Source organism: Halalkalibacter oceani (genome assembly GCF_023715705.1).
Taxonomy (GTDB): Bacteria; Bacillota; Bacilli; order Bacillales; family Bacillaceae_D; genus Halalkalibacter; species Halalkalibacter oceani_A.
The window spans coordinates 52,402-73,394 of sequence record NZ_JAMBOS010000016.1 but is presented as its reverse complement, the minus strand read 5'-3'; the positions used below and the strand labels follow the sequence as shown (position 1 = coordinate 73,394).

19 protein-coding genes are annotated in these 20,993 nt (G+C 40.6%); 1 reads left to right on the top strand and 18 read right to left on the bottom strand.

All coding sequences use genetic code 11. From position 1 onward, the window contains the following. Positions 1-45: 45 nt before the first annotated feature. Genes M3212_RS14545 through M3212_RS14515 form a run of 7 tightly spaced genes read right to left on the bottom strand, consistent with a single transcriptional unit; the run spans position 46 to position 7,182 of the window. On the bottom strand, positions 46-1,527 hold the full coding sequence (locus tag M3212_RS14545; protein ID WP_251194702.1) for a tripartite tricarboxylate transporter permease: 1,482 nt from the start codon (positions 1,525-1,527) through the stop codon (positions 46-48). Between the two features lie 55 nt (positions 1,528-1,582). Continuing rightward, the gene (locus tag M3212_RS14540; RefSeq protein WP_251194701.1) at positions 1,583-2,065 is read right to left on the bottom strand and encodes a tripartite tricarboxylate transporter TctB family protein; all 483 of its coding nucleotides are present in this window, start codon (positions 2,063-2,065) and stop codon (positions 1,583-1,585) included. A gap of 23 nt (positions 2,066-2,088) precedes the next feature. Next, entirely contained in the window at positions 2,089-3,096 is a 1,008-nt protein-coding gene (locus M3212_RS14535; RefSeq protein WP_251194700.1) for a Bug family tripartite tricarboxylate transporter substrate binding protein, read from the bottom strand. Positions 3,097-3,119: 23 nt separating this feature from the next. Further along, on the bottom strand, positions 3,120-4,214 hold the full coding sequence (locus tag M3212_RS14530; protein WP_251194699.1) for an Ldh family oxidoreductase: 1,095 nt from the start codon (positions 4,212-4,214) through the stop codon (positions 3,120-3,122). A gap of 20 nt (positions 4,215-4,234) precedes the next feature. Continuing rightward, positions 4,235-5,152: a 5-dehydro-4-deoxyglucarate dehydratase gene (gene kdgD / locus M3212_RS14525; RefSeq protein ID WP_251194698.1), complete on the bottom strand. Its 918-nt coding sequence runs from the start codon at positions 5,150-5,152 to the stop codon at positions 4,235-4,237. A gap of 13 nt (positions 5,153-5,165) precedes the next feature. Further along, entirely contained in the window at positions 5,166-6,452 is a 1,287-nt protein-coding gene (locus M3212_RS14520) for a lactate racemase domain-containing protein (protein WP_251194697.1), read from the bottom strand. 31 nt (positions 6,453-6,483) lie between these two features. Then, positions 6,484-7,182 (bottom strand): FadR/GntR family transcriptional regulator, encoded by a 699-nt coding sequence (locus tag M3212_RS14515; protein ID WP_251194696.1) that lies wholly within the window; start codon positions 7,180-7,182, stop codon positions 6,484-6,486. Between the two features lie 248 nt (positions 7,183-7,430). Between M3212_RS14515 and guaC the strand changes: the two genes are divergently transcribed. After that, positions 7,431-8,414, top strand: coding sequence for a GMP reductase (gene guaC, locus M3212_RS14510; RefSeq protein WP_251194695.1), 984 nt, complete (start codon positions 7,431-7,433; stop codon positions 8,412-8,414). 143 nt (positions 8,415-8,557) lie between these two features. Here the strand turns inward: guaC and M3212_RS14505 are convergent, their stop codons facing one another. The 11 genes from M3212_RS14505 to M3212_RS14455 all read right to left on the bottom strand — a co-directional run bounded on the left by M3212_RS14505 (position 8,558) and on the right by M3212_RS14455 (position 20,991). Beyond that, positions 8,558-9,217: a FusB/FusC family EF-G-binding protein gene (locus tag M3212_RS14505; RefSeq protein WP_251194694.1), complete on the bottom strand. Its 660-nt coding sequence runs from the start codon at positions 9,215-9,217 to the stop codon at positions 8,558-8,560. A gap of 116 nt (positions 9,218-9,333) precedes the next feature. Next, entirely contained in the window at positions 9,334-10,296 is a 963-nt protein-coding gene (locus M3212_RS14500) for a 2-hydroxyacid dehydrogenase (RefSeq protein ID WP_251194693.1), read from the bottom strand. A gap of 30 nt (positions 10,297-10,326) precedes the next feature. After that, positions 10,327-11,265: a ribose-phosphate diphosphokinase gene (locus M3212_RS14495; RefSeq protein ID WP_251194692.1), complete on the bottom strand. Its 939-nt coding sequence runs from the start codon at positions 11,263-11,265 to the stop codon at positions 10,327-10,329. Positions 11,266-11,279: 14 nt separating this feature from the next. Then, positions 11,280-12,743 (bottom strand): xylulokinase, encoded by a 1,464-nt coding sequence (locus M3212_RS14490; protein ID WP_251194691.1) that lies wholly within the window; start codon positions 12,741-12,743, stop codon positions 11,280-11,282. Between the two features lie 20 nt (positions 12,744-12,763). Continuing rightward, positions 12,764-13,576: a class I fructose-bisphosphate aldolase gene (locus M3212_RS14485; RefSeq protein ID WP_251194690.1), complete on the bottom strand. Its 813-nt coding sequence runs from the start codon at positions 13,574-13,576 to the stop codon at positions 12,764-12,766. 34 nt (positions 13,577-13,610) lie between these two features. After that, a complete protein-coding gene (locus tag M3212_RS14480; protein ID WP_251194689.1) occupies positions 13,611-14,651 on the bottom strand; it encodes a zinc-dependent dehydrogenase in 1,041 nt (346 codons plus the stop codon). 119 nt (positions 14,652-14,770) lie between these two features. After that, positions 14,771-16,048 (bottom strand): TRAP transporter large permease, encoded by a 1,278-nt coding sequence (locus M3212_RS14475; RefSeq protein ID WP_251194688.1) that lies wholly within the window; start codon positions 16,046-16,048, stop codon positions 14,771-14,773. A 12-nt stretch (positions 16,049-16,060) separates the two neighbouring features. Beyond that, complete coding sequence (locus M3212_RS14470; protein ID WP_251194687.1) at positions 16,061-16,552, bottom strand: TRAP transporter small permease; 492 nt, start codon at positions 16,550-16,552, stop codon at positions 16,061-16,063. A 91-nt stretch (positions 16,553-16,643) separates the two neighbouring features. Next, the gene (locus M3212_RS14465; RefSeq protein WP_251194686.1) at positions 16,644-17,699 is read right to left on the bottom strand and encodes a DctP family TRAP transporter solute-binding subunit; all 1,056 of its coding nucleotides are present in this window, start codon (positions 17,697-17,699) and stop codon (positions 16,644-16,646) included. A gap of 204 nt (positions 17,700-17,903) precedes the next feature. Continuing rightward, positions 17,904-18,770 (bottom strand): MurR/RpiR family transcriptional regulator, encoded by an 867-nt coding sequence (locus tag M3212_RS14460; protein ID WP_251194685.1) that lies wholly within the window; start codon positions 18,768-18,770, stop codon positions 17,904-17,906. 772 nt (positions 18,771-19,542) lie between these two features. Further along, positions 19,543-20,991: a CoA-acylating methylmalonate-semialdehyde dehydrogenase gene (locus tag M3212_RS14455; RefSeq protein ID WP_251194684.1), complete on the bottom strand. Its 1,449-nt coding sequence runs from the start codon at positions 20,989-20,991 to the stop codon at positions 19,543-19,545. Positions 20,992-20,993 lie beyond the last annotated feature (2 nt).

Genomic DNA, 20,993 nt, shown 5'->3' with positions numbered 1-20,993 from the left:
CCCCTCCTCTGCTTTGTGTCGTCTGTTTTATTATACATGTGGTCATTAGTTTGTTGCACTTCTCATGTTTTTTACTTCCGAATATAAACTATAAAAGAAGACAATTAGTGCAGTAGAAACCAAAATAATAGAAATTGGATCATTTAGCATCGTAAATATGTTTCCGTACTGCATCAATCCTCTTCTCAAGTAATCCTCTCCAATAGGTCCCAAAACGAAGCCTAGTATTAATGGAGCGAAAGGAAAGTTGTTTTTCATAAGAATGAGCCCTACCACTCCTAACAAAACCATCAACCATACATCAAAAATGAGATAATTATCTGCGTATACACCTACAACTGTAAGCATTAAAATAATACTAAACAAATAATGATTAGGAATCATTAGAATTTTGGGGAATAGCCTCATTCCAAGTAACTGCAGAGCAAATACGGCAATGATCGACAAAAAGAAACCGATAAACACCACATATACAATATCTGGGTTTGACGTAAAAAGCATCGGTCCCGGCTGAATTCCATGAATCATAAACCCTCCTAATAGAATAGCGGTGACTGTATCTCCGGGTATTCCCAAGGATAGTAGTGGTATCAAGGCCCCTCCTAATGCGGCATTATTGGATGATTCAGAGGCGTATATTCCTTCTGGTGCCCCTTTACCAAAATTCTTTTTGTTTTTAGATGTCTGTTTTGCTTGAGCGTAAGCTACAAGGTTCGAAGCTCCGGCTCCTAATCCCGGCAAAACGCCGAAACCCACTCCTATTAGTGATGATCTAATCATATTCCACATATTTGCGAAAGTTTCTGATATCGAGATCCCTATCCCTTTGATTTTGAGCGAGGTCTTTGTTTTAAGATCACCTTTTTCAATATCAGATAGAATTTGGGAGATGGCAAACAGCCCCATAATTACAGCGACTAAGCTAACACCCGAATTTAATTGGCTAATCCCAAAGGTTAATCTAGCGGAACCATCAATAGGAGAAAAACCTACTAAGGCTATGGCAACTCCAAGCAATCCCGAAGTAAACCCCTTAATCATATTTCCGCGGGATAGTACAGAGATTAACAGGATCGCAAAAAAGACTAAGGAAAAAAATTGTGGCGGCCCTAATCGAACAGCAAATTGGGAAATCGTTACCGAGGATGTAATTAAAAACACTCCCCCAATTAATCCTCCAACTAAGGTTGCGATGATTCCGATGCCTAATGCACGTACAGGTTCACCATTTTTTGTCATTGGATACGCATCGAAAGTGGTGGCCACAGATGAAGGGGTACCGGGAATGCCTAATAGCGTTGATGCTACTAGGCCACCAGATATACCACCGACATATACACCAACAAGTAAAAGTATCGCCGAAACGGAATCAAATCCAAATGTAACTGGAACTAAAATCGCAACTGCCATCGTTGCATTTAACCCAGGTATTGAGCCGACAATAATCCCAATGAACACTCCAACTAAGAGAAAGAAAATCGCACCGGATAACATGCTTTCCATTAAAGTTGATAAGAAAAGATCCAACCTAAAAGCACCTCCTTATAAAACAAGCTTAAAGTCCCTATTTTCTCAATATTGATTAGAACATTCCGTTTGGCAATCTGATATTTAATAGCATAGAGAAAGAGAAATTTACCGTAAGCGTGACGATTATTGATGTTGTGGCAGCTATTATGAATGATTTCCTGCTTTTAACCGGATTTAAAAACCAAATACTAAATGTTAGAAAAATTAATGTACTTACAACGAAGCCGACAATATTTAATAGCGCAATATAGCCGACAAAAGCTCCAACAATGGACAGCATTCTTTTTTTACTGCCTTTTTGGATATACTCCGGCTCTTCTTGTTCATTTTCTGGCCCTGTTTCCTGACCTCTTTTAGAAGGCCAAAGGAGAAGGCCAAATCCACATAAAATAAGTCCTCCTCCTATTACTCTTGGCATTAGCACCGGTCCTGGCTCATTCGGAAACTGAGTATAGTTAACCCAAAACGTCTGTAATAGCATGTACAAACCGACAACCATAATACCTAACCCAATATAGCGATCATTTTTTGACATAATTCTCTCCTATTATCACAAGATTAATAGCCTAGTTCACTCTTTAAACTATCGATATATTGATAATTTTCATCAATAAATTCCATTGTTTCTTCTTGTGTCCGAAAATCATGTTGGTGACCAATGTTACCCAAGGACTGAATATATTCTTCTTTTTGAGTCAATTGTTCAGTAGCTTCTTCCCACACTGAAACAATATTTTCATCTAAACCTGCTGGTCCGTACAATACATGAGTAATTGGGAAATCGATATCAAATCCTTGTTCCGATGCCGAAGGTACATCTGGTAACAATTCCTCTCCCCCATCTGCGAAAACGGCTAAAACAGTAAAGTCGCCAGATGCCTGATATTCCGCCGCATTGCTTCCACTCGTAAATGTCATATCTATCTGGCCACCCAAAATGGCGCTCATTCTTTCGGCCTCTGAACCAGCTTCAAGCATTTGAATATCGATGTCCGCGGCTTGAAGTAACATTCCTCCCATAAAATGAGTAGCTCCACCAAAATCAGCCGCCAACGTATACTCTCCTGGGTTTGCCTTAGCATCTTCCACAAGATCGTTTAAATCTTCCCATCCACTGTCGCTGCTGACGACCAATGCCTGGGTCGAAGAAGAAAACGTCGTAAGAGGCGTTAAATCAGAAAGTTCATATTCTATCTGCCCTGTTGCCATCCCGGTAAAAACAGCCTGGTGGCCGTAAAACAGTTGATAACCAGGAGAGTTGGAGCTGATAACGCTGTTCATTGCTGTACTGCCTCCTCCTCCAGTTTGATTAATGATTGTTACATTCACACCCAAGATTTCACTTATCTCCTCTGCCATAATTCTTGCAGAGTTGTCAGTTGGTCCGCCGGGATTAAACGGTACATAGATCTCGATGTTCTCTTGTGGATAATTGTCTCCTCCATTCGTTGCTTCATCTGAACCACAGGCTGCTAGGGAAAAAGCTGCACCTGCAACAAAAAGAGTCCGTATTAGTCTTTTTAGCATGTTCTTTCCTCCAATTTTCTTATAGTAAAGCGTTTTCATTTTATGCTCTCTTTTGTAACTGACTAGTGTTTATCTCTACTGAGCCAAACCTCGTCAAAAAAACTTTCCTTCACGCCATGGCGGCGCGCTGTTTCCAACAGCTCTTCAAAAATCTTGTCATCCAATTCAATTCCGTCTCTTTCCTGCCGCTGGAAGTTAGAATGTTCGATGTCCCCAGGCATGAAGACTTTTTCAAACCCTAAAGCCGGCGCGCTGTTTCTAGTTTGATTTTCCCTTTCTTCCATTCTCTCCAGGAAATCCGGCAATGACAGCATCGCGTCAATATTAATCGCCCCAAAAATATGTCCGAGATTCTGTGGGCTGTCTCCATTATAAAATTGTGAAATATCGCTTCCAAACGCTGAATTGGTTAAAACCCCGGATAAAATATCCACCATTAGAGCTAAACCGGAGCCTTTGGCTCCACCAAAAGGTAACAGGCTACCTTCCAAAGCTTCCCGTGGGTCTGTTGTTCTTTTACCATCCTTCGTTATCGCCCAGTCATCAGGAATTATTTGACCTGTCTTGGCTGCCAATGTTATTTTCCCTCTTGCTTGGTTACTCGTTGCCATATCTAAAAGCACTGGCTTCCCTGACTTTGTAGGGATCGCTATTGAAATCGGGTTGGTCCCCAACGAGGCCTCCCTTGAACCAAATGGGGCCATCACCGGGGAGGTGTTAGTCATCGAGATTCCTATCATCCCGTTTGAACTGATTTTAGAGGTCCAATAACCTGAGGTCCCATAATGGTTAGAGTTATACACTCCCACCCATGACGAACCCGCTTCTTTTGCTTTTTCAACTGCCACTTCCACGGCCGTCTCACTTGCCACTTGACCCCATCCGTTATTTGCATCGATCAGAGCTACCGAGGGTGCGTTTTTTATATAAGTCAGCTCTGTATGTTTTTTAGCGAGACCTTTTTCAATTCGAACAATATAATCAGTTAATCTTGCTATACCGTGAGAGTGATGCCCCATTAAATTGGCATGGACGATGGAATTTGAAATAATCTCCGTTTCCTTTTCTGGCACTCCAAAATTCAAAAGTATATTATTTGAAAATTCTATTAACTCCTTGTAAGGAATAACGATTTTTCTGTCTGTTGAGCGTTTCATCCGTTCCCTCCACCTTATCATCATTTTTCAGGATATAAAGAATGAGCCTTAGCGATAACTTTCTCTAATTGACGATAGTGTTCTTTTTCCACCGCGACCAAAGGGGGTCTTACAAGTTCACCAACCGGCAACCCTATAATTTCCATCCCGGCCTTGATCAATGATACAGCGTATCCCTTTTTCTCTTTTCGGATTTGATTAATTGGCAACAATACGTCTATATATAAATCATGTATTAACTCTTGATTATTCTCTTTAAGGGCTTCGTAAAAAAATTTTGAAATGTGGGGAATATAATTAGAAATCGCCGATGAATAAACTTGATACCCTAAATGAAAATAAGCTGGCATCGTAATCTCAGCAAACGGCATTCCATTAATCCATTGCACCCGGTTACCTATTGAATGAATGGCCTCTATGTTAAATTCCATATTACCTATTCCATCCTTAAACCCTACCAGTTGAGGATGATTAGAAATAAGCTGCTCAAGTGTTTTCAACTTTAAAACAGCATTGTCTCTTTGATAGATAACTGCATTTAAACTTGTACTTTCTATTATCGATTTATAGTAATGGTAAAGCCCTTCCTGCTCCCCGTGAATCAAATAAGGCGGCAGAATTAAATAACCGTCGGCTCCTTTCCGTTCTGAAAGCTGAGCCAATTCAATAGAGGTCGAAATATTGCCACCTACTCCTGTAAAAAGAGGAACTTTTTGATTCGTAATCGATAAGGCCACCTCTAGCATTTGCTCATATTCCTTTTCAGTAAGTGACTGATATTCCCCCGCCCCTCCGGCGATGAAAACAGCTGAAACCTCTGCCTTCACTAAAAACTCGACATTCTCGGAAAATGCTTTCTCATTCAAGCTCCCATCGCTGTTAAATGGGGCTACTGGAAAGCCTAAAATCCCGGATAAATCTGTTTTTTTGATGGTCATTCCTTTTCTCTCCTTATCTGAATTCATTGAGCAAGTTATCCTCTTTATCGAACTCAAGTGAAAACAGTTCTCCTATTTGCGTCATTGTTTTGCTTTTTTCCACTTCAGGTTTCAGCGCTTCTGATACCCAAATCTTTTCTAGCTCCAGCGTATTCTTAATAAAAACAATTCGGGGATTCTTCAAGTCTGCTTCATAGCAGGTCTTTAAAGCGACTTCGATTGCGGCCCTTTCATTTTTCATAATGACGGGTATCTTGGCAGAACCGAGAACTTTCGAAGTGATAACATTGATATACATGTGATCTAAATTCATTTCTTTGTACACTTGTTCAGTTGTAATATCAGCCATTCCTATCCCTGTAGCGTTTCCTTTCGTTTCTTTCGTTAGCCCTAGCACGATAATCCTCTCGATTGAAGGAGCATTGAATTTCTGAGGAGCTTTCGAAGCAGACCTGCCGGTTATATTAGGATCCATACCAGATCCGCTTATGTTCTTACCAATTTCTGAAACAACCAGAACATCTATTTTTTCTGGCAAGATTTTCGGCATGTATTTTTTTGCCAAAAGCAGCAGTTCCCGATCCCTGGTCAAAAAGCTTCCAGATGGCACAGCTTCAATTTTTGCCGTTCTATCGTAAGCGTTTTCTAAAATGGCCACTCCAAAAGCAACCTTGTTCAATTTAAGATAAACTTGAGCAAATTCTGGAAGTAGAACCGGCATATTCGCTAATGGATATTCATGAACCGTAGTCGCCCCTTTATGTCTACCGAGACCGATCGCTAGCATCTTCAATAAACCGCTTTCATATTCACCTTTGAAACTTGTATGAGGCTTTACGCGATTAATCACGACAATTTTATCAGCCTGTAATGCTTCTCGATCCAAAAAAACCGGTATATCGCTTTTCGTGCGCCCAATTTCCTCGACCTCCATTTCAGAGATTATTGGAACCCCCATACTTTCCTCAGTAATTCCCAGTCCAGCCAGCACATTCTTCTGTCCTTGACCGGTCCCTCCTCCGTGGCTCCCCATGGAAGGGATGATAAAAGGCTCTGCGCCCCAACTTTTTAATTCATTAATTACTGATCGGGTGATTAAAGTTATATTGGAAATTCCCCGGCTGCCCACAGCCACAGCCACCTTATCTCCAGGTTTGATGGCTCCTTTAATCTCTTTACCGGAAAGTTCCATTTTAATCGTGTCGGGTATATCCTCAACCTCTGGAGCAACAAAACTTTGTCTCACCGGGAAGAACTTTGGCAAGCAAATCTCATCTCTCCCGTTAACCATCGCACTCATGAAGTTGTTCCTCCCTCCCATTAAGCTGGCTTTATTCTCCATTTCCCGCACTATTGATTGACTTTTCTATTTTTTTTCTATTGAAATCCAGATGGTAGTACATTGCGTCAAATGCATCTTTAGGAGAATGATTTTTTAAAGCTTCGTATATTGCGGTATGATGTTCTACCGCTACTTCCTTTTCTCTGATAGGCAAATGCCTGCTCACTTCATCAAAGCTCTCAAGAATCGAATCAATCATTCCCTCTAAAATTGAATTTTTGGCGCTCAACGCAATAATATGGTGAAATCTTTTATCGATATCGGCGTAATTTCCTTTACTCTCCTTAATTTCTACTATTGTTTCATAAAGCTGCTTTAGCTCGGCTTCATTAATTTTTTCAGCGGCAAGTGTTACCATCCCCAACTCAAGAGAAAGTCTTGTCTCCATAATCTTTGTAATATCACGCTGAGACAATGAGAGCATTTTCATAAAAGGCTTGCTGCCAATTTCTGTTGAGAAATACGTTCCCCTATTTGTCTTTCGCGTGATCAGTCCTAACGACTCTATTGAACTTAATGCTTCGCGAAGCACCGCTCTGCTCACAGATAGCATCTCCATCAGTTCTTTCTCGGTAGGAAGCTTGTCCCCCGGATTCAACTTTCCTGAATTTAGTAGTTCAACAATTTTATTAGCCACTTCCTTGGACATTGTTTCGCGTTGAACATTATTTAACAATTGCTGACTCATAAATAGGTTAATTCCTCCTTTTATATTTGATTAATCCTATTGTATGACAAATAGATTATAATATCAATTATTTTATTTTATTATTCAAAATTCAGTGACTTTTTTAATGTTATTAAAGTTTTTTTAAAGGTTATATTAAGTGAAAATAGAAAAGCTTTGACATTTGCCGCAAAATGATATACATTACCAAATGGTCGAACATTTATTAGCGAGTCGATCTTCAATATTCGTATTTAGGAGTGAATAGCATGGAAAATGTGTTTGATTACGAAGATATTCAATTAATTCCAGCAAAATGTGTGGTATCGAGCCGTTCTGAATGCGATACATCGATCACGTTAGGTAACTATACATTTAAAATGCCGGTCGTCCCCGCGAACATGCAGACGATCATTGACGAAAGCATCGCGCTGTACTTGGCCGAAAACGGTTACTTTTATATTATGCACCGCTTCGAACCTGAAAAGCGCCAGGCATTTGTACAAGACATGAAAAGCAGAGGTCTGATTGCTTCGATCAGCGTTGGGGTGAAGGATGAGGAATATACATTTATTGAGGAATTAGCCGCAGCCGAGTTGGTGCCTGAGTACATTACAATCGACATCGCTCACGGGCATTCAAATGCTGTGATCCAAATGATTCAGCATATTAAAAAGCATCTACCTGAAAGCTTTGTCATTGCCGGAAATGTCGGCACGCCGGAAGCGGTCAGAGAATTAGAAAACGCCGGTGCCGATGCAACAAAGGTTGGCATTGGACCAGGAAAAGTATGTATCACTAAAGTCAAAACAGGCTTCGGCACGGGCGGCTGGCAATTGGCCGCATTACGCTGGTGCGCCAAAGCGGCCAGCAAGCCAATTATTGCTGATGGCGGAATTCGCACACACGGAGACATTGCCAAATCAATCCGTTTCGGCGCTTCAATGGTGATGATCGGGTCGCTTTTTGCCGGACATGAGGAGTCCCCGGGTCAAACGATTGAAATCGATGGCAAGCTTTACAAGGAGTATTTCGGTTCCGCATCAGAATTCCAAAAAGGCGAAAAGAAAAACGTCGAAGGAAAGAAAATCTTAATGGAGCACAAAGGTTCCTTAAAGGACACATTAATCGAAATGGAACAGGACCTGCAATCTTCTATTTCCTATGCAGGGGGCAATAAACTGCTCGCCATCCGCAACGTCGATTATGTCGTCGTCAAAAATTCCATCTTCAACGGCGACCAGAATCATTAAGAAAGACGCCACTAGGCAGCTTTTTCTGGAAATTTTTATTTTAAAAAAAGCCCTCCACACTTGCTTTGTCTCTTTACATTGCAAGTGGGGGGCTCTTTATTATTATTGAGCAGACCGAAAGCTTCTTGATAACCAATTTTCATTCATTCTTTCCACCTCACCTTGTTTCCGTTCAAATGCTCAATAAAATCCCGCAACCTTCCGATGTCGGTCAGATGCTGATTGCAGCTCAAACTGTCCTGACAAATATAATTTCCTCGCTTTACATACGCCCCGTCGGCAGTTGCCTTCGTTTCCGCCATAAAGAGACCAACCCTTGTATGCTGGTGACAGAGCATGCAAATCCCCTTATCCCGAACGGGGGTAAACATACCGTACACGCCTTGCCAATGCCCTTCCTCACAGGCAAGCAGAAACTTCCGCTTCGTGCCTGTATCCTCCCATCCGAGATAGGAAAGCTCCTTGCGCTCATCCTCAACCACAGCAGGCAGCTTAAACTTTTTCACCTTAGGAAAGATCTTCTTTAACAGATTTGCTGTCATCACTGGAAAGGGAATGACATACGACTTCAATGTCAGCAAAAAAGCCTCGCTCCCCTCCCTGTCCTCAACGGTACGAATCTCTTTCAACAAACGTGATTGTTCTTCATTCAGCTGTTCAAAGACTGCTGTTACTTTATCATCAACCGAGGCTTGAACAGCCTGAAGTACCCTGCTGTCATTGACATTGGCATGGCTGTTAACGACTATTTGCGCCTGCTTCCTAATAAATTGATATTGGTGAACATGAATAAATGGTTCCATTGTTAGCCCTCCTTGCTGTCTTTCATTTTAAAGGGACTCCTCACGAGCCGGCTAGGGAAAGATTAATTTAAAGTAATCTTTACATAAAAAAGCACCTTAAAATAGGTACTTTTTAATTAGACAACAATATGAGCAGGTTTTTTATTCATTAAACCTAGTATTAAGTTCTCTGCGGCAAGTTGAGACATTTTCAGTCTTGTCTTCACACTTGCGCTTCCGATATGAGGCAATGCCACAACATTCGGTAAAGTTAATAGTGGATTTTGGTGTGAAACAGGCTCTTGTTCAAACACATCCATCCCGGCGGCCCAAATGTCTTTATTTTTCAAGGCGTGATATAATGCCTTCTCATTTACAATTCCTCCACGGGAGGTGTTTATTAAAATACTATCTTTCTTCATCAATTCTAATTCACGTGTCGAAATCAAGTCCTTTGTCTCCGGCTTATATGGTACCATCACGACTACAAAATCAGACAATCGCAACAGTTCATCCATCTCAGTATACCGAATGTCTAGTTTATGTTCTAATTCTGTTTTTTGCGAGCGATTATAATATAGAACTCGCATATCAAACCCCTTTGCCCTTTTTGCAACCGCTTCACCAATTCTTCCCATTCCGATAATACCGAGCGTAGCTCCAAAAACATCCTGTCCTGTTAGTTGCATAGGCGACCATGTCGTCCATTCTCCCTGGCTAATATATTGAGAAGCTTCAATTAACCTTCTTGACGTCGCCATTAACAAGGCAAACGTTAAATCGGCTGTTGTTTCTGTTAATACCCCAGGTGTGTTAGTGACCATAATTCCCTTTTTTTTCGCTGTTTCGATATTAATATTGTTATAGCCGACTGCCATATTACTTATTATTTTTAACTGTGTTGCTTCATTAAAGATCTCGTCATCAATTGTTTCCGTAAGTAGACAATATAACCCATCCACCTTCTTAACCCTCTTTTTCAATTCTTCCCGTGGAATAGGAATATCCTCCTCTTGCCACATATCCACATCACAAATAGACTCTATCTCTTTTACTATTTGCTGCGGAATCTTTCGAGTAATCAGAACTTTAGGCTTCACCCTCGTCCACCTCATTTCTTAACATTAAGATTAACTAAATAATTCACTTATGGAACGTTGATTATGTATTCTTTCTAGAGCATCTGCAAGAAGGGGAGCAATTGACAGGGTGGTCATCTTTTTAATCTGTTTCTCTTCAGGCAGATAGATTGAATTTGTAATTACCAACTCTTTAATGACGGAACCTTCAATCCGACTAATCGCTGGTCCGGAAAGTACTGCGTGAGTACAGCAAGCAAAGACATCTTTTGCCCCTTTTTCAATAAGCGCATTTGCCGCCAGTGTAATGGTTCCTGCTGTATCAATCAAGTCATCAACGATAATAGCTCTTTTCCCTTTTATCTCACCAACGATATCCATCATCTCAACCACATTCGGTTTAGGACGTCTTTTGTCTATAAATGCAATCGACGTATTCAGAAAGCTGGCCATCTTTCTAGCTCTAACTAAACCACCGTTATCAGGAGCTACTACGACAATGTCATCCAAGTCTTTTTCTTGAAAATAATCGGCAAGAATAGGCACTCCAAGTAATTGATCTACAGGAATATCAAAAAATCCTTGGATTTGCGGAGCATGTAAATCAACTGTTATAACTCTTGTCGCTCCGGCAGTTTCAAGTAAGTTGGCAATTAATTTGGCTGTTATTGGCTCACGAGAGCGAGCTTTCCGGTCTTGACGTGCATAACCGTAATAAGGGATTAAAATATTAATTGTTTTTGCAGAGGCTCTTTTCATAGCGTCAATCATTATAAGTAGTTCCATTAAATATTCATTTGCTGGTTCAGATGTCGATTGAATTAAATAAATATCACACCCTCTTATACTTTCTTCAATATTAATTTGAACTTCACCATCACTAAATCGTGTAACCGAACTTTTTCCTAAAGGGCTATTTAACAGTTCAGCAATTTCCTGCGCCAGTTTCGGATTAGAATTCAGAGTAAAAATTTTCAAATTCTCTCCCACGCACGAATACCTCCTCAATTATTTAACTTAAAAAATTTTTTCATAGCTGGATACAGCTCGCTAAATTTGCCATACAACTCGTCATACTCTATGAGGGTTGACGTCTCTGGTTTTACGATATAGCTTGTCCGATTCTTAAGGCACCCTTCCACCTCCGATATGTCCTTAAAATATCCAGCAGCCGTACCAGCAATTAAGCAACAACCGTACACCCCCGTTTCTGATATTTCCTGAATAGCAATTTCCTTCTTTAATACATTGGCCTTAATTTGAGCCCATGCTTTATTTTTAGAACCTCCACCAATTGATTTAAAACGTTCACAACGGATTTGATATTTATTTTCAATAATTTCATTAATTTGCCGCAAACCAAATGAAGTGCCTTCCAGAATTGAACGTAGCATATCTGCTTTTGTCGAATTCAAATGTAATCCAACAAAAACACCTCTTGCTGCTGGATCCCAGATTGGACTCCTTTCTCCTTGCATATAAGGTAAAAAAAACAGACCATTTGCACCTACATTTGAATTATTTGGAAGTCTCTCTAGTAACTCTAATGGTTCCCCATCCCCTTCCAAAAACGTTTTTAAAAACCATTGAATGGTAGCTCCAGGCGTTGACATTGCTCCATGGGAAAGCCACTGATTCGGAACAATGTAACATCGGTTTAAGAACCTTATATCTAGTTGGTCTGGATTATCTGTACAGACAGTTAACACATTTGACGTTCCTACAGATTCAAACATATCGCCTGGTTTTATTCCAAGAGCTAAGCTGGAACACGCTGTATCAGCTGCCCCAGCAATAACCGGTATACCATTAAAATACCCAACCTGTTCATAGGGACTAATTGTTTGTGGTAAAATACTCTGGTCGATACCAGCCTTTTGACAAAGTTGTGCGGACCACCGATAATGAATGACATCATATAAACCAGAAAAGGAAGCCTGAGTCCAATCCATCACAAATTGACCTGTAAGTTTATTTAAAATAAAGGTTGATAAATTGCCCCACTTATATGTCTGCTCATAGAGATGGGGTAAGGTCTCCTTCACCCAAAGCAGCGTTGTAACCGTATACATCCCAGGCTCGATGCGGTTCCGTGTAACCTTATATAAATCCTCTTCTCCAAACCATTCCTTTATGCTGTCTGCTTGCTCTTTACTTCTTTGATCTAAATACATAATGCCATTTAATAAGGCCTCTCCTTTCTCATTCATAAAAATAGAAGAGTTGCAAAAACAAGAGAGTGAAATGGCGTCAATTGTTCCGCCATTTTCACTCACCTTCCGTATAGTCGCCATCAGTAATTGTTCTGTTTTAATCCATATATCCTGTGGATTAATTTCGACCCAGTCTTTTTTGGGATAGTATAATGAATAAGGCTGTTTCGTTATATGGTCAAGACCGGTATTCCCATCCATCGCTCCTATTTTAATTCCGCTTGTTCCAATATCGACTCCAATGACATGTGACATAAGAGCATCACCTTTTCAAGTTATTTTTCGTTTAAAAGTTGCTCATGAAGCTCAATCGCTTCTTTGACAGTACCGCCCTCGTGAATAATATGTTTAAAAGCCTTCACGACTGCCGTTGGATTTTCGCGATTCCAGACAATCCGACCAAAGGTAATGCCAGTACCTCCGGCATCAATTACATCATAAACCATTTGAAAATAGTCATCTATTTTGCTTCCAATATCGCCTCCTGCTACGACAACCTTTGCTGGTGTAGAAGCTACAACCTTGTGAAAAGTTTCTGGATCCCCAGTATATTTTGTTTTCACTATATCCACCCCAACTTCTGCACCTGCTCGAACAGCGTAAGCGGTATGCCTCCAATCAGACTTTTCCTCCGCTGGAATCAGACTACCTCGAGGATAAATATGCGCAACAACCGGAAGCCCATAAGCATGAGCTTCTCCCGCAAGCGCTGCAAGATTATGTAATTGCTCTTGGTTATCCTCTCCTCCAACAATACAGCCCATTGAAATAGCATCCGCCCCATATCGAAGCGCCTCTTCAACTGTTGCTACTTGAACATCAGAATTCGGCTGCCACGGTGAAAATGTCGACGCCTTGAAGATCAAGCTAGTCTTTCCCACATGCTCATGAAAACAAGTGTCTGCAATTCCTTTATGCATCGTCATCGCATCCGGTTTCGCTTCTGCAATTTCACTTATTTTTCTTGCTATCGGCATCAATTCATTAAATATTCCCCTTGCCGTAGCTTGGTCAACTGCAACAGCTAATAACCGGCCATCCTCATGTAATAAACGATTCATTCGAACTTCTTTACCTAATAATGACATTGCTCTTCACTCCTAACGATCATTTTTTTATCGATCAGTCTATATTTATAATGGCTTTCATCCCAACTCCATCGCGAACATCCTCTATTGCCTTTTGTATATCTTCCAATGTATAACCTTCGGAAATAATTACTTCAGTATTGATTTTTCCAGCCGCAACTAGAGCTAATGATTGATGGTAGTCAGCACGAGTCAATGCGGAGGTTCCATTAACATTCAGCTCTCTGTAATGGATTTCATTAGGATCAATTTCTGATAAAATTCCTTTTGTAAATCCAGCAAATAAGTTAAGCGTACCGCCCTTTTTCAATAAGTAAATAGCCCCGTTAATAAGCTGCGGTACACCAATAGCCATAATAACAACATCTGCTCCTAACCCGCCTGTTACTTCTTCTACAATTTCCTGTAAGGACTCCTCTTCAGGATTCACCACAATATCTGCTCCAGATCGTTTGCCCTTCTCCCTTCTGTGCCCAATGATCTCACTAAGGATCACTTTCCTAGCTCCGGCAATTTTCGCTAACTGTACATGCATTAATCCAATTGGTCCACCTCCAATAACGACCACTGTATCATTCATTTTCACATTTGCCTTTTTATTACCATTCAGGCAACAAGCTAAAGGCTCAATGATGACAGCTTGCTCAAATGTAATGTGGTCTGGGATTTTCACTAAATTACCAGCTTTAATGGCGGTTGTTGGAATACGAACATACTCTGCAAAACCTCCATCATATTCATATCCAATCGCCGTTCTATTGGCGCAGACGTTTTCTTTGCCATTTAAGCAATAATGACAATGTCCACATGGAATAACAGGCATCACCCCGATTCGCTCTCCTACCTGATACCCCTCTACATTCTCTCCTACTTTATCAATAACTCCGACCAGTTCATGACCGATCGTTGCCGGAATGCGGACATCCTTCGTTTTTTTTCCTTCATAAATCCGCACATCCGTTCCACATACTGCACTTACCTTAACTTTTACTAATATCTCGTCTGCGCTAATTTTTGGTATCTTCACCTCCTCTACTTTCATATTATTTGGCCCATAAAAAACAGCTGCTCTCATTAAACACACTCCTCAAGAGTAAAATAAAATCACTACAAAACATTGGATGGTATTCATTATAATATTGGTGGTAATTTCCTTCAACATATTTTTAAAAATACAGAAACAAATTTTCAATCTTACAAATCAAACCATTTTAGAGGTTCAGTTATCATACCAGGGAACAAAACAAATAGTAAAAGAATAGCAAAGGTAATTAAAATCCAAGGTAGTGTTCCTTTTGTTACTTCCTCTAATTTCAGCCCGGTTATGTTACAGACAGCATATAGACATACACCAATAGGTGGTGTAATGAGGCCGAAAGATAATAAAATCACTAAAAAGATGACAAAAAATGCTGGATCAATCCCTACTACATGAATGGTAGGCATTAGAATTGGCACAAGGATGAAGATAGCTGCTGTAGCATCCATAAACATGCCAACTACAATTAAAAAAATAAATAAGAACAACATGATCACGAAAGCATTTTCACTAATATTACTTATTAATGTCGCCATTCTTGTAGGCAAACCATCATATTCAAAAACCCAGCTAGCTGGCTTTGCTGTCACAGCAATAAAAAGAATTGTTCCTGTTAACTTTGCCGTTCTAAAAAAAATATTCGGTAAATGCTTAAGTTTTATATCCTTATAAACAAACAATGCAATTATTAATGTATAAAACACAGCAATGGCCGCTGCTTCGGTTGGAGTAAAATAACCACTTAATATTCCGCCAAGTAGAATCACTGGTGCAAGTAACGCAGGAAATGCTCTAACAAAATCCTTCCTTAACCGACCAAGGTTAAATGTTACATGTTCTCCAATCTTGTTTCTTTTACAATAAACATAATTTACAATCATAAAAACAGCAGCAATGAATAGCCCCGGAATTAAACCACCTATTAATGCTTTTCCAATTGAAACTCCAGCCGTGGAAGCGGCTATCACCATCAAAATACTAGGTGGAATAATCGTTGCAAGCATGGAGGAAATAAGAGTCAATGCAGTTGCATATTGCAAAGGATAGTTATTACGAGTCATAGCGTTAATTGTAATTCTTCCTGTGCTAGCAATATCAGCTACTGAGGATCCCGCCATACCAGCAAATATCAAACTGGCCAAAATATTAACATGGCCTAATCCACCAGTAATCCAACCTACTACACTTTTCGCAAAATCAAAGATTCTTTCTGCTACTCCTCCTTCGTCCATGATTATTCCAGCAAGAATAAAGAGCGGCACGGCGACCATAATAAAGCTGTTCATTGAGCTATACATTGACTGGATAACAATACTGAGGGGAATATCGGTGAATAGCAATATGGTTAAAACCACTGAAATTCCTAAAGATGCAGCTATTGGAATACCGAAAAATATAAGCAGAAAAAAGATAATTAATAAAAAAACAGACAATTGTTCCCCCTCCTATATTAAATTCCGATCATAAATAATGGTTTGAACTGTATTAATGATTCCTAGAAAAGCTGAAACGGGAATGCTTAAACCAATAATCCACATAGGCATCATTAAAACTGTACTCATTTCATTTGTATGAATTTGTTGGCGCATTAAATCAATTCCGTATACAAACATAAAAACAAAAAAACCTGTCGTTCCAATTATGTAAACCCCTCTTGAAAATTTCTTTATACTAAGAGGTAATTTATCTAAAAGAACGGTAACCCTAGGCGATTCTGCCCTTCTAAACCCAATGCCAATTCCCAAAAAGATCATCCAAATGAATATTAAACGAGTTGCCTCTTCTGTCCATGGAGCAGAATGGGATATTAACCTACCAATTATTTGGATCATCACAACAACGAAAATGGTCATAGCGGTTAATGTCGCAAGAAAGTCTGAGGCTCTATTGACATAACGGAATATAGGGGCAACCTCTTTGGATAATTTCTGTCCCATAGTATTCTCCTTTCCTTAAACATGAGAAGCAGCCTCCATATAAAAACGCTTTCATTAATGAAAACTGCTTCTCTCTAACATTTTTAATTAACTATTGACTCTTACCAACAAATGAAAGAACTTCCTCAAAAAATTCGTCGTTAGCTACCAACTCTTTAAATGTTGGATAAGCCGCTTGTGATACCTCCACGAATTGCTGTTGCTGTTCAGAACTAAGTTCATTTACTTCCATACCTTCACTTTGCAAGAATTCAATAATTTCTTCTGAACCCTTTTGGTCTTGTTGCGACTTCCAAGCCTGAACCTCTTCAACGGCTTCTTGAATAGCTTGCCTATGATCTTCTGACAACCCCTCAAATTTTTCTTGATTCACTCCTACCAACCACCCGTCAGCCATATGGTTTGAAATTGTTAAGTATTGTTGGACTTCTTGAAAATTCGATGACCTGATCACACCTAAGGGATTCTCCTGACCGTCAATCGTCCCTAATTGAAGCGCATTATACACTTCAGCAAAATCCATCGGCGTCGTTACTGTTCCAGCACCCTTAAAAAACTCAACCCATAAAGGATTGTTGGGCACCCTTAGTTTAATTCCTTCTAAATCTGACGGCTTAGTAATTGGACGCTTTGAATTAGTAATTTGTCTAAAATCACGTGTCCAATAACCAAGGCCCTTTATCCCCATATCTTCTACAGACATTAACAAATGTTCACCAAGTTCTCCATTTAAAAAAGATATAAACTGTTCTCTATCATCGAACAGGTAGGGGATACTAATCGCACTGAATTCAGGTTGGAAATTGGCATATAAAGAAGTAGAAAGCACTAACAGATCAAGACTTCCAGCTCCAAGTTGCTTAACACCAGCCGAGGGATCACCCCCATAGAGAGTTCCATTTGCATGCACTTCAACTTTAACCAAACCATCCGTCCTCTCTTCAACGCTGTTTGCAAATTCTTTTGCTGCCAGGGTAACGTTTGAGGAGTCTGGATCCGGAGTCGCCAGTTTAAGCGTAACGACTTCCCTCTCTCCACCACCGTTATTCTCTTCTTGACCTTGTCCGCTGCTCGAACTACCCCCGCATGCTGCCAAGATGGAAACTACCAATAATACAGTAATTAAAAGTATAATTGTTCTCTTCATTTCTTTCGCCCCTTGTATTGATTAATTATCGACATTCCCGAAAATGACAGCGCTTTCCTATATAAGAAAGAGGAAAACACCTCCATACAAGAAAGTTTATAATTTAATTTTCGGAAAATTAACTCGATAAATATATACTATCACAAGGTGGTAATTTCCTTCAATGTTTTTACGAAAAAAATGAATATAATTTTCACATTGAATTTACAATTTTTTCTCTATCGTTGATTTCCTTGTCTTTTGAAGTTGTTGATAATAATATTCATAATTATTATTTGCTAATGCCGCTACTAATATATCAATAATAGTAAGTTGAGCAATCCTAGAAGAAATTGCATCCGTTCTAAATAATGTTTCCTTAGATGATGTCTGTAATATAATATCGGAAATTTGGGTTATAGGGGATTTTGATGAATTGGTGATACAAATCAAAGTAGCACCAGCCTCCTTTGCCAACCTCATCGCATGGAGGACATCTGTATTAGATCCAGTATGTGAGATGCCAATAACTACGTCTTTTTCGGTTAGAACACTAGCTGACATCCATTGTAATACAGCATCACTATAGGCAAAAGTTTTAATTCCTAATTTTAAAAGTTTATGTTGAGCGTCACTTGCCACTACCCCAGAACCGCCCGTACCGTAAAATTCTATCCGATTGGCCTTTGAAATAGCATTGACAGCATGTTCAAGTTGACTATCATTACAGACCTCTAATGAATCGTAAAGAGCTTGAATATTGGACTGAAAAACCTTTTTCTTAATAGTAATAACATCATCATTCTTTTCAATAACTTCATGAATTTGTTTTTCCGGTGAAATCACTTCTTTTGCTAAGTGAATTTTCATATCCTGAAAGCCTTTATAGCCTAATCGTTTACAAAGGCGTACTACTGATGATTCGCTAGTTTGACTTCTCTCAGCTACTTCAGTAATAGAAAGGTGAATAATTTCTTCATGGTTCTTTTCAATGAAGTTGACTACTTTTTTTTCGGCTCCTCTTAATTTAGGTAAAGAAGCTTCTATTCGTGTAAAAAAGCCTGGTTTTGTGTTGACGTTTAATTCTTGCATATTTATACTACTCCCTTTCCTTAGATTCCATTTGCTGTACTATTTTATTACATCTTACTACGAATGTCATTATTAAGCCTTCTTCTAACATTCTCTAGAGAAGGCTAAAGAAAGATAATTTGAATTCACTTCCCACTTTCCCATGCTACGTTTAACTTGATTCAATCCATTTTCAACTCTTCTAAAAAGCCTCTTGACCATTTCTTTCGCTTCTCTGCAGGATGTTAATCTAAGGCTTCATCTCTCAGATCATTCCGTGTAAGTGGATCAGCCTGTTCACTTTCATGGCCTCCTTCACTACGGTTGTAATCGACTGTTTTGCGTTCGAAGACCTTCTGGCTCCTACGTGTATTCCTCCGCCACCCCCCCAAACTAAAATACAATTCGGCAAAGTCTCAACATTCCATACCACTGTTATTGATCCTTTCAATAAAAATTTGACCCTGAACAACTAACGAGTTTGTCACTGCAACTCAGCTCCCTTATTTTTTTGTTTTCTTCCTGTAGACAGACATATATGTACATGCAGCCTATTATACAATAGGTAGAACAAAGAAAAAATTTCTACCAATGTATTACTTAACAAGTACGCCCATTTTGCAACCGTGGAAGAAGTTGATGATGAGTTTTCTCATGATTGCAGAGCATGTGGATGTCTTATATATTAAAATCGCCTACCGAAAAAACCACTTCGGTAGGCGATTTGCGCAGAACAGAGCCATTGTCATGTTCTTTCTTCTCAACTTCTATTACTGTCCCAGCCTCACTCCATTTAATACCACCGCGCTGTTAGCATTTTCCGCTGTGTATAGAAGTTGACGCCGTCCTTTCCGTTCGCATGCAAATCGCCATAGAAGGACTCCTTCCAGCCGGAGAAGGGGAAGAAGGCCATCGGGGCCGGGACATTGACATTGACGCCAAGCATGCCGACTTCGATGTCTTCACGGTATTGACGGACCGCTTCTCCACTCTTTGTATATAAAACCGAACCATTGCCAAATTTGGAGCGGTTGGTCAATTCAATCGCTTCGGTCAAATCCTTGACTCTCATGATCGAGAGAACAGGCGCAAACACTTCCTGTTTCCAAATAGCCATCTCCGTTGTGACATGGTCGAAGATGGTCGCACCTAAAAAGTAACCAGAAGCCAGTTCTGCCGGCACATCTCGCCCATCGCGGACAAGAACAGCTCCCTCGCCGACGGCCTCCTCCATTTGTCCTTTCACCTTATCAAGATGCGAACGGCGAATCACGGGACCGAGGCTCACTTTCGCATCGGCTCCGTCTCCGAGCACAAGCGCGTCAGCCGCCTTCGTCAAACGGTCAACGAGTTCGTCCGCGATATCCTCAGTAACGACGACAACGGCGGTCGCCATACAACGCTGACCTGCACTGCCAAAGGCTCCGCTCATAATTCCCTGCACCGTCTTATCAAGATCACAATCCCCGAGAACGATCGAATGGTTTTTGGCACCGGCAAGAGCCTGAACCCGCTTGCCGTGGCTCGTGCCGGTCTTATACACATATTCGGCAACCGGCTGTGAGCCGACAAATGAAATCGCCGGAACGTCCGGATGCTCAAGCAGGCGGTTTACGACATCATGAGCTCCATGGACGAGGTTTACTACCCCCTTTGGAAAGCCCGCTTCGCTCGCCAGACTGACAAGCCGCTCCGCTAAAAGCGGTGTGCGCTCGGACGGCTTCAGGACAAATGTATTGCCGCATGCTAAAGCAAGCGGGAACATCCAGCAAGGGACCATCATCGGAAAGTTGAATGGCGTAATGCCGCCAACGACACCGACCGGATAACGGTACATCCCTGATTCAATACCGGTCGCGATATCCGGAAGCACATCTCCCATCAACAGCGACGGGGCTCCCGCCGCAAACTCCACGCATTCAATTCCGCGTTGCACTTCGCCATAGGCGTCGTCATAGGTTTTTCCATTTTCCTGCGTAATCAGTTTCGCCAGCTCACTATGCTGCTCGACCAAGAGCTGCTGGTACTTAAACAAATGACGGGCCCTCTTTGGCACAGGTACCTTCTTCCATGAATGAAAGGCTTCCTTTGCCACCTCCACTGCTTTATCAACATCTTCTTTCGTTGACAGTGGGACTTGCGCAATTTCTTCTCCCGTGGCCGGATTCGGAACAGCCTCGTAATGAGAGGTGTCAGCGTCAACCCATTCGCCGCCGATATAATTTTTTAATTTTTTTGTCATGT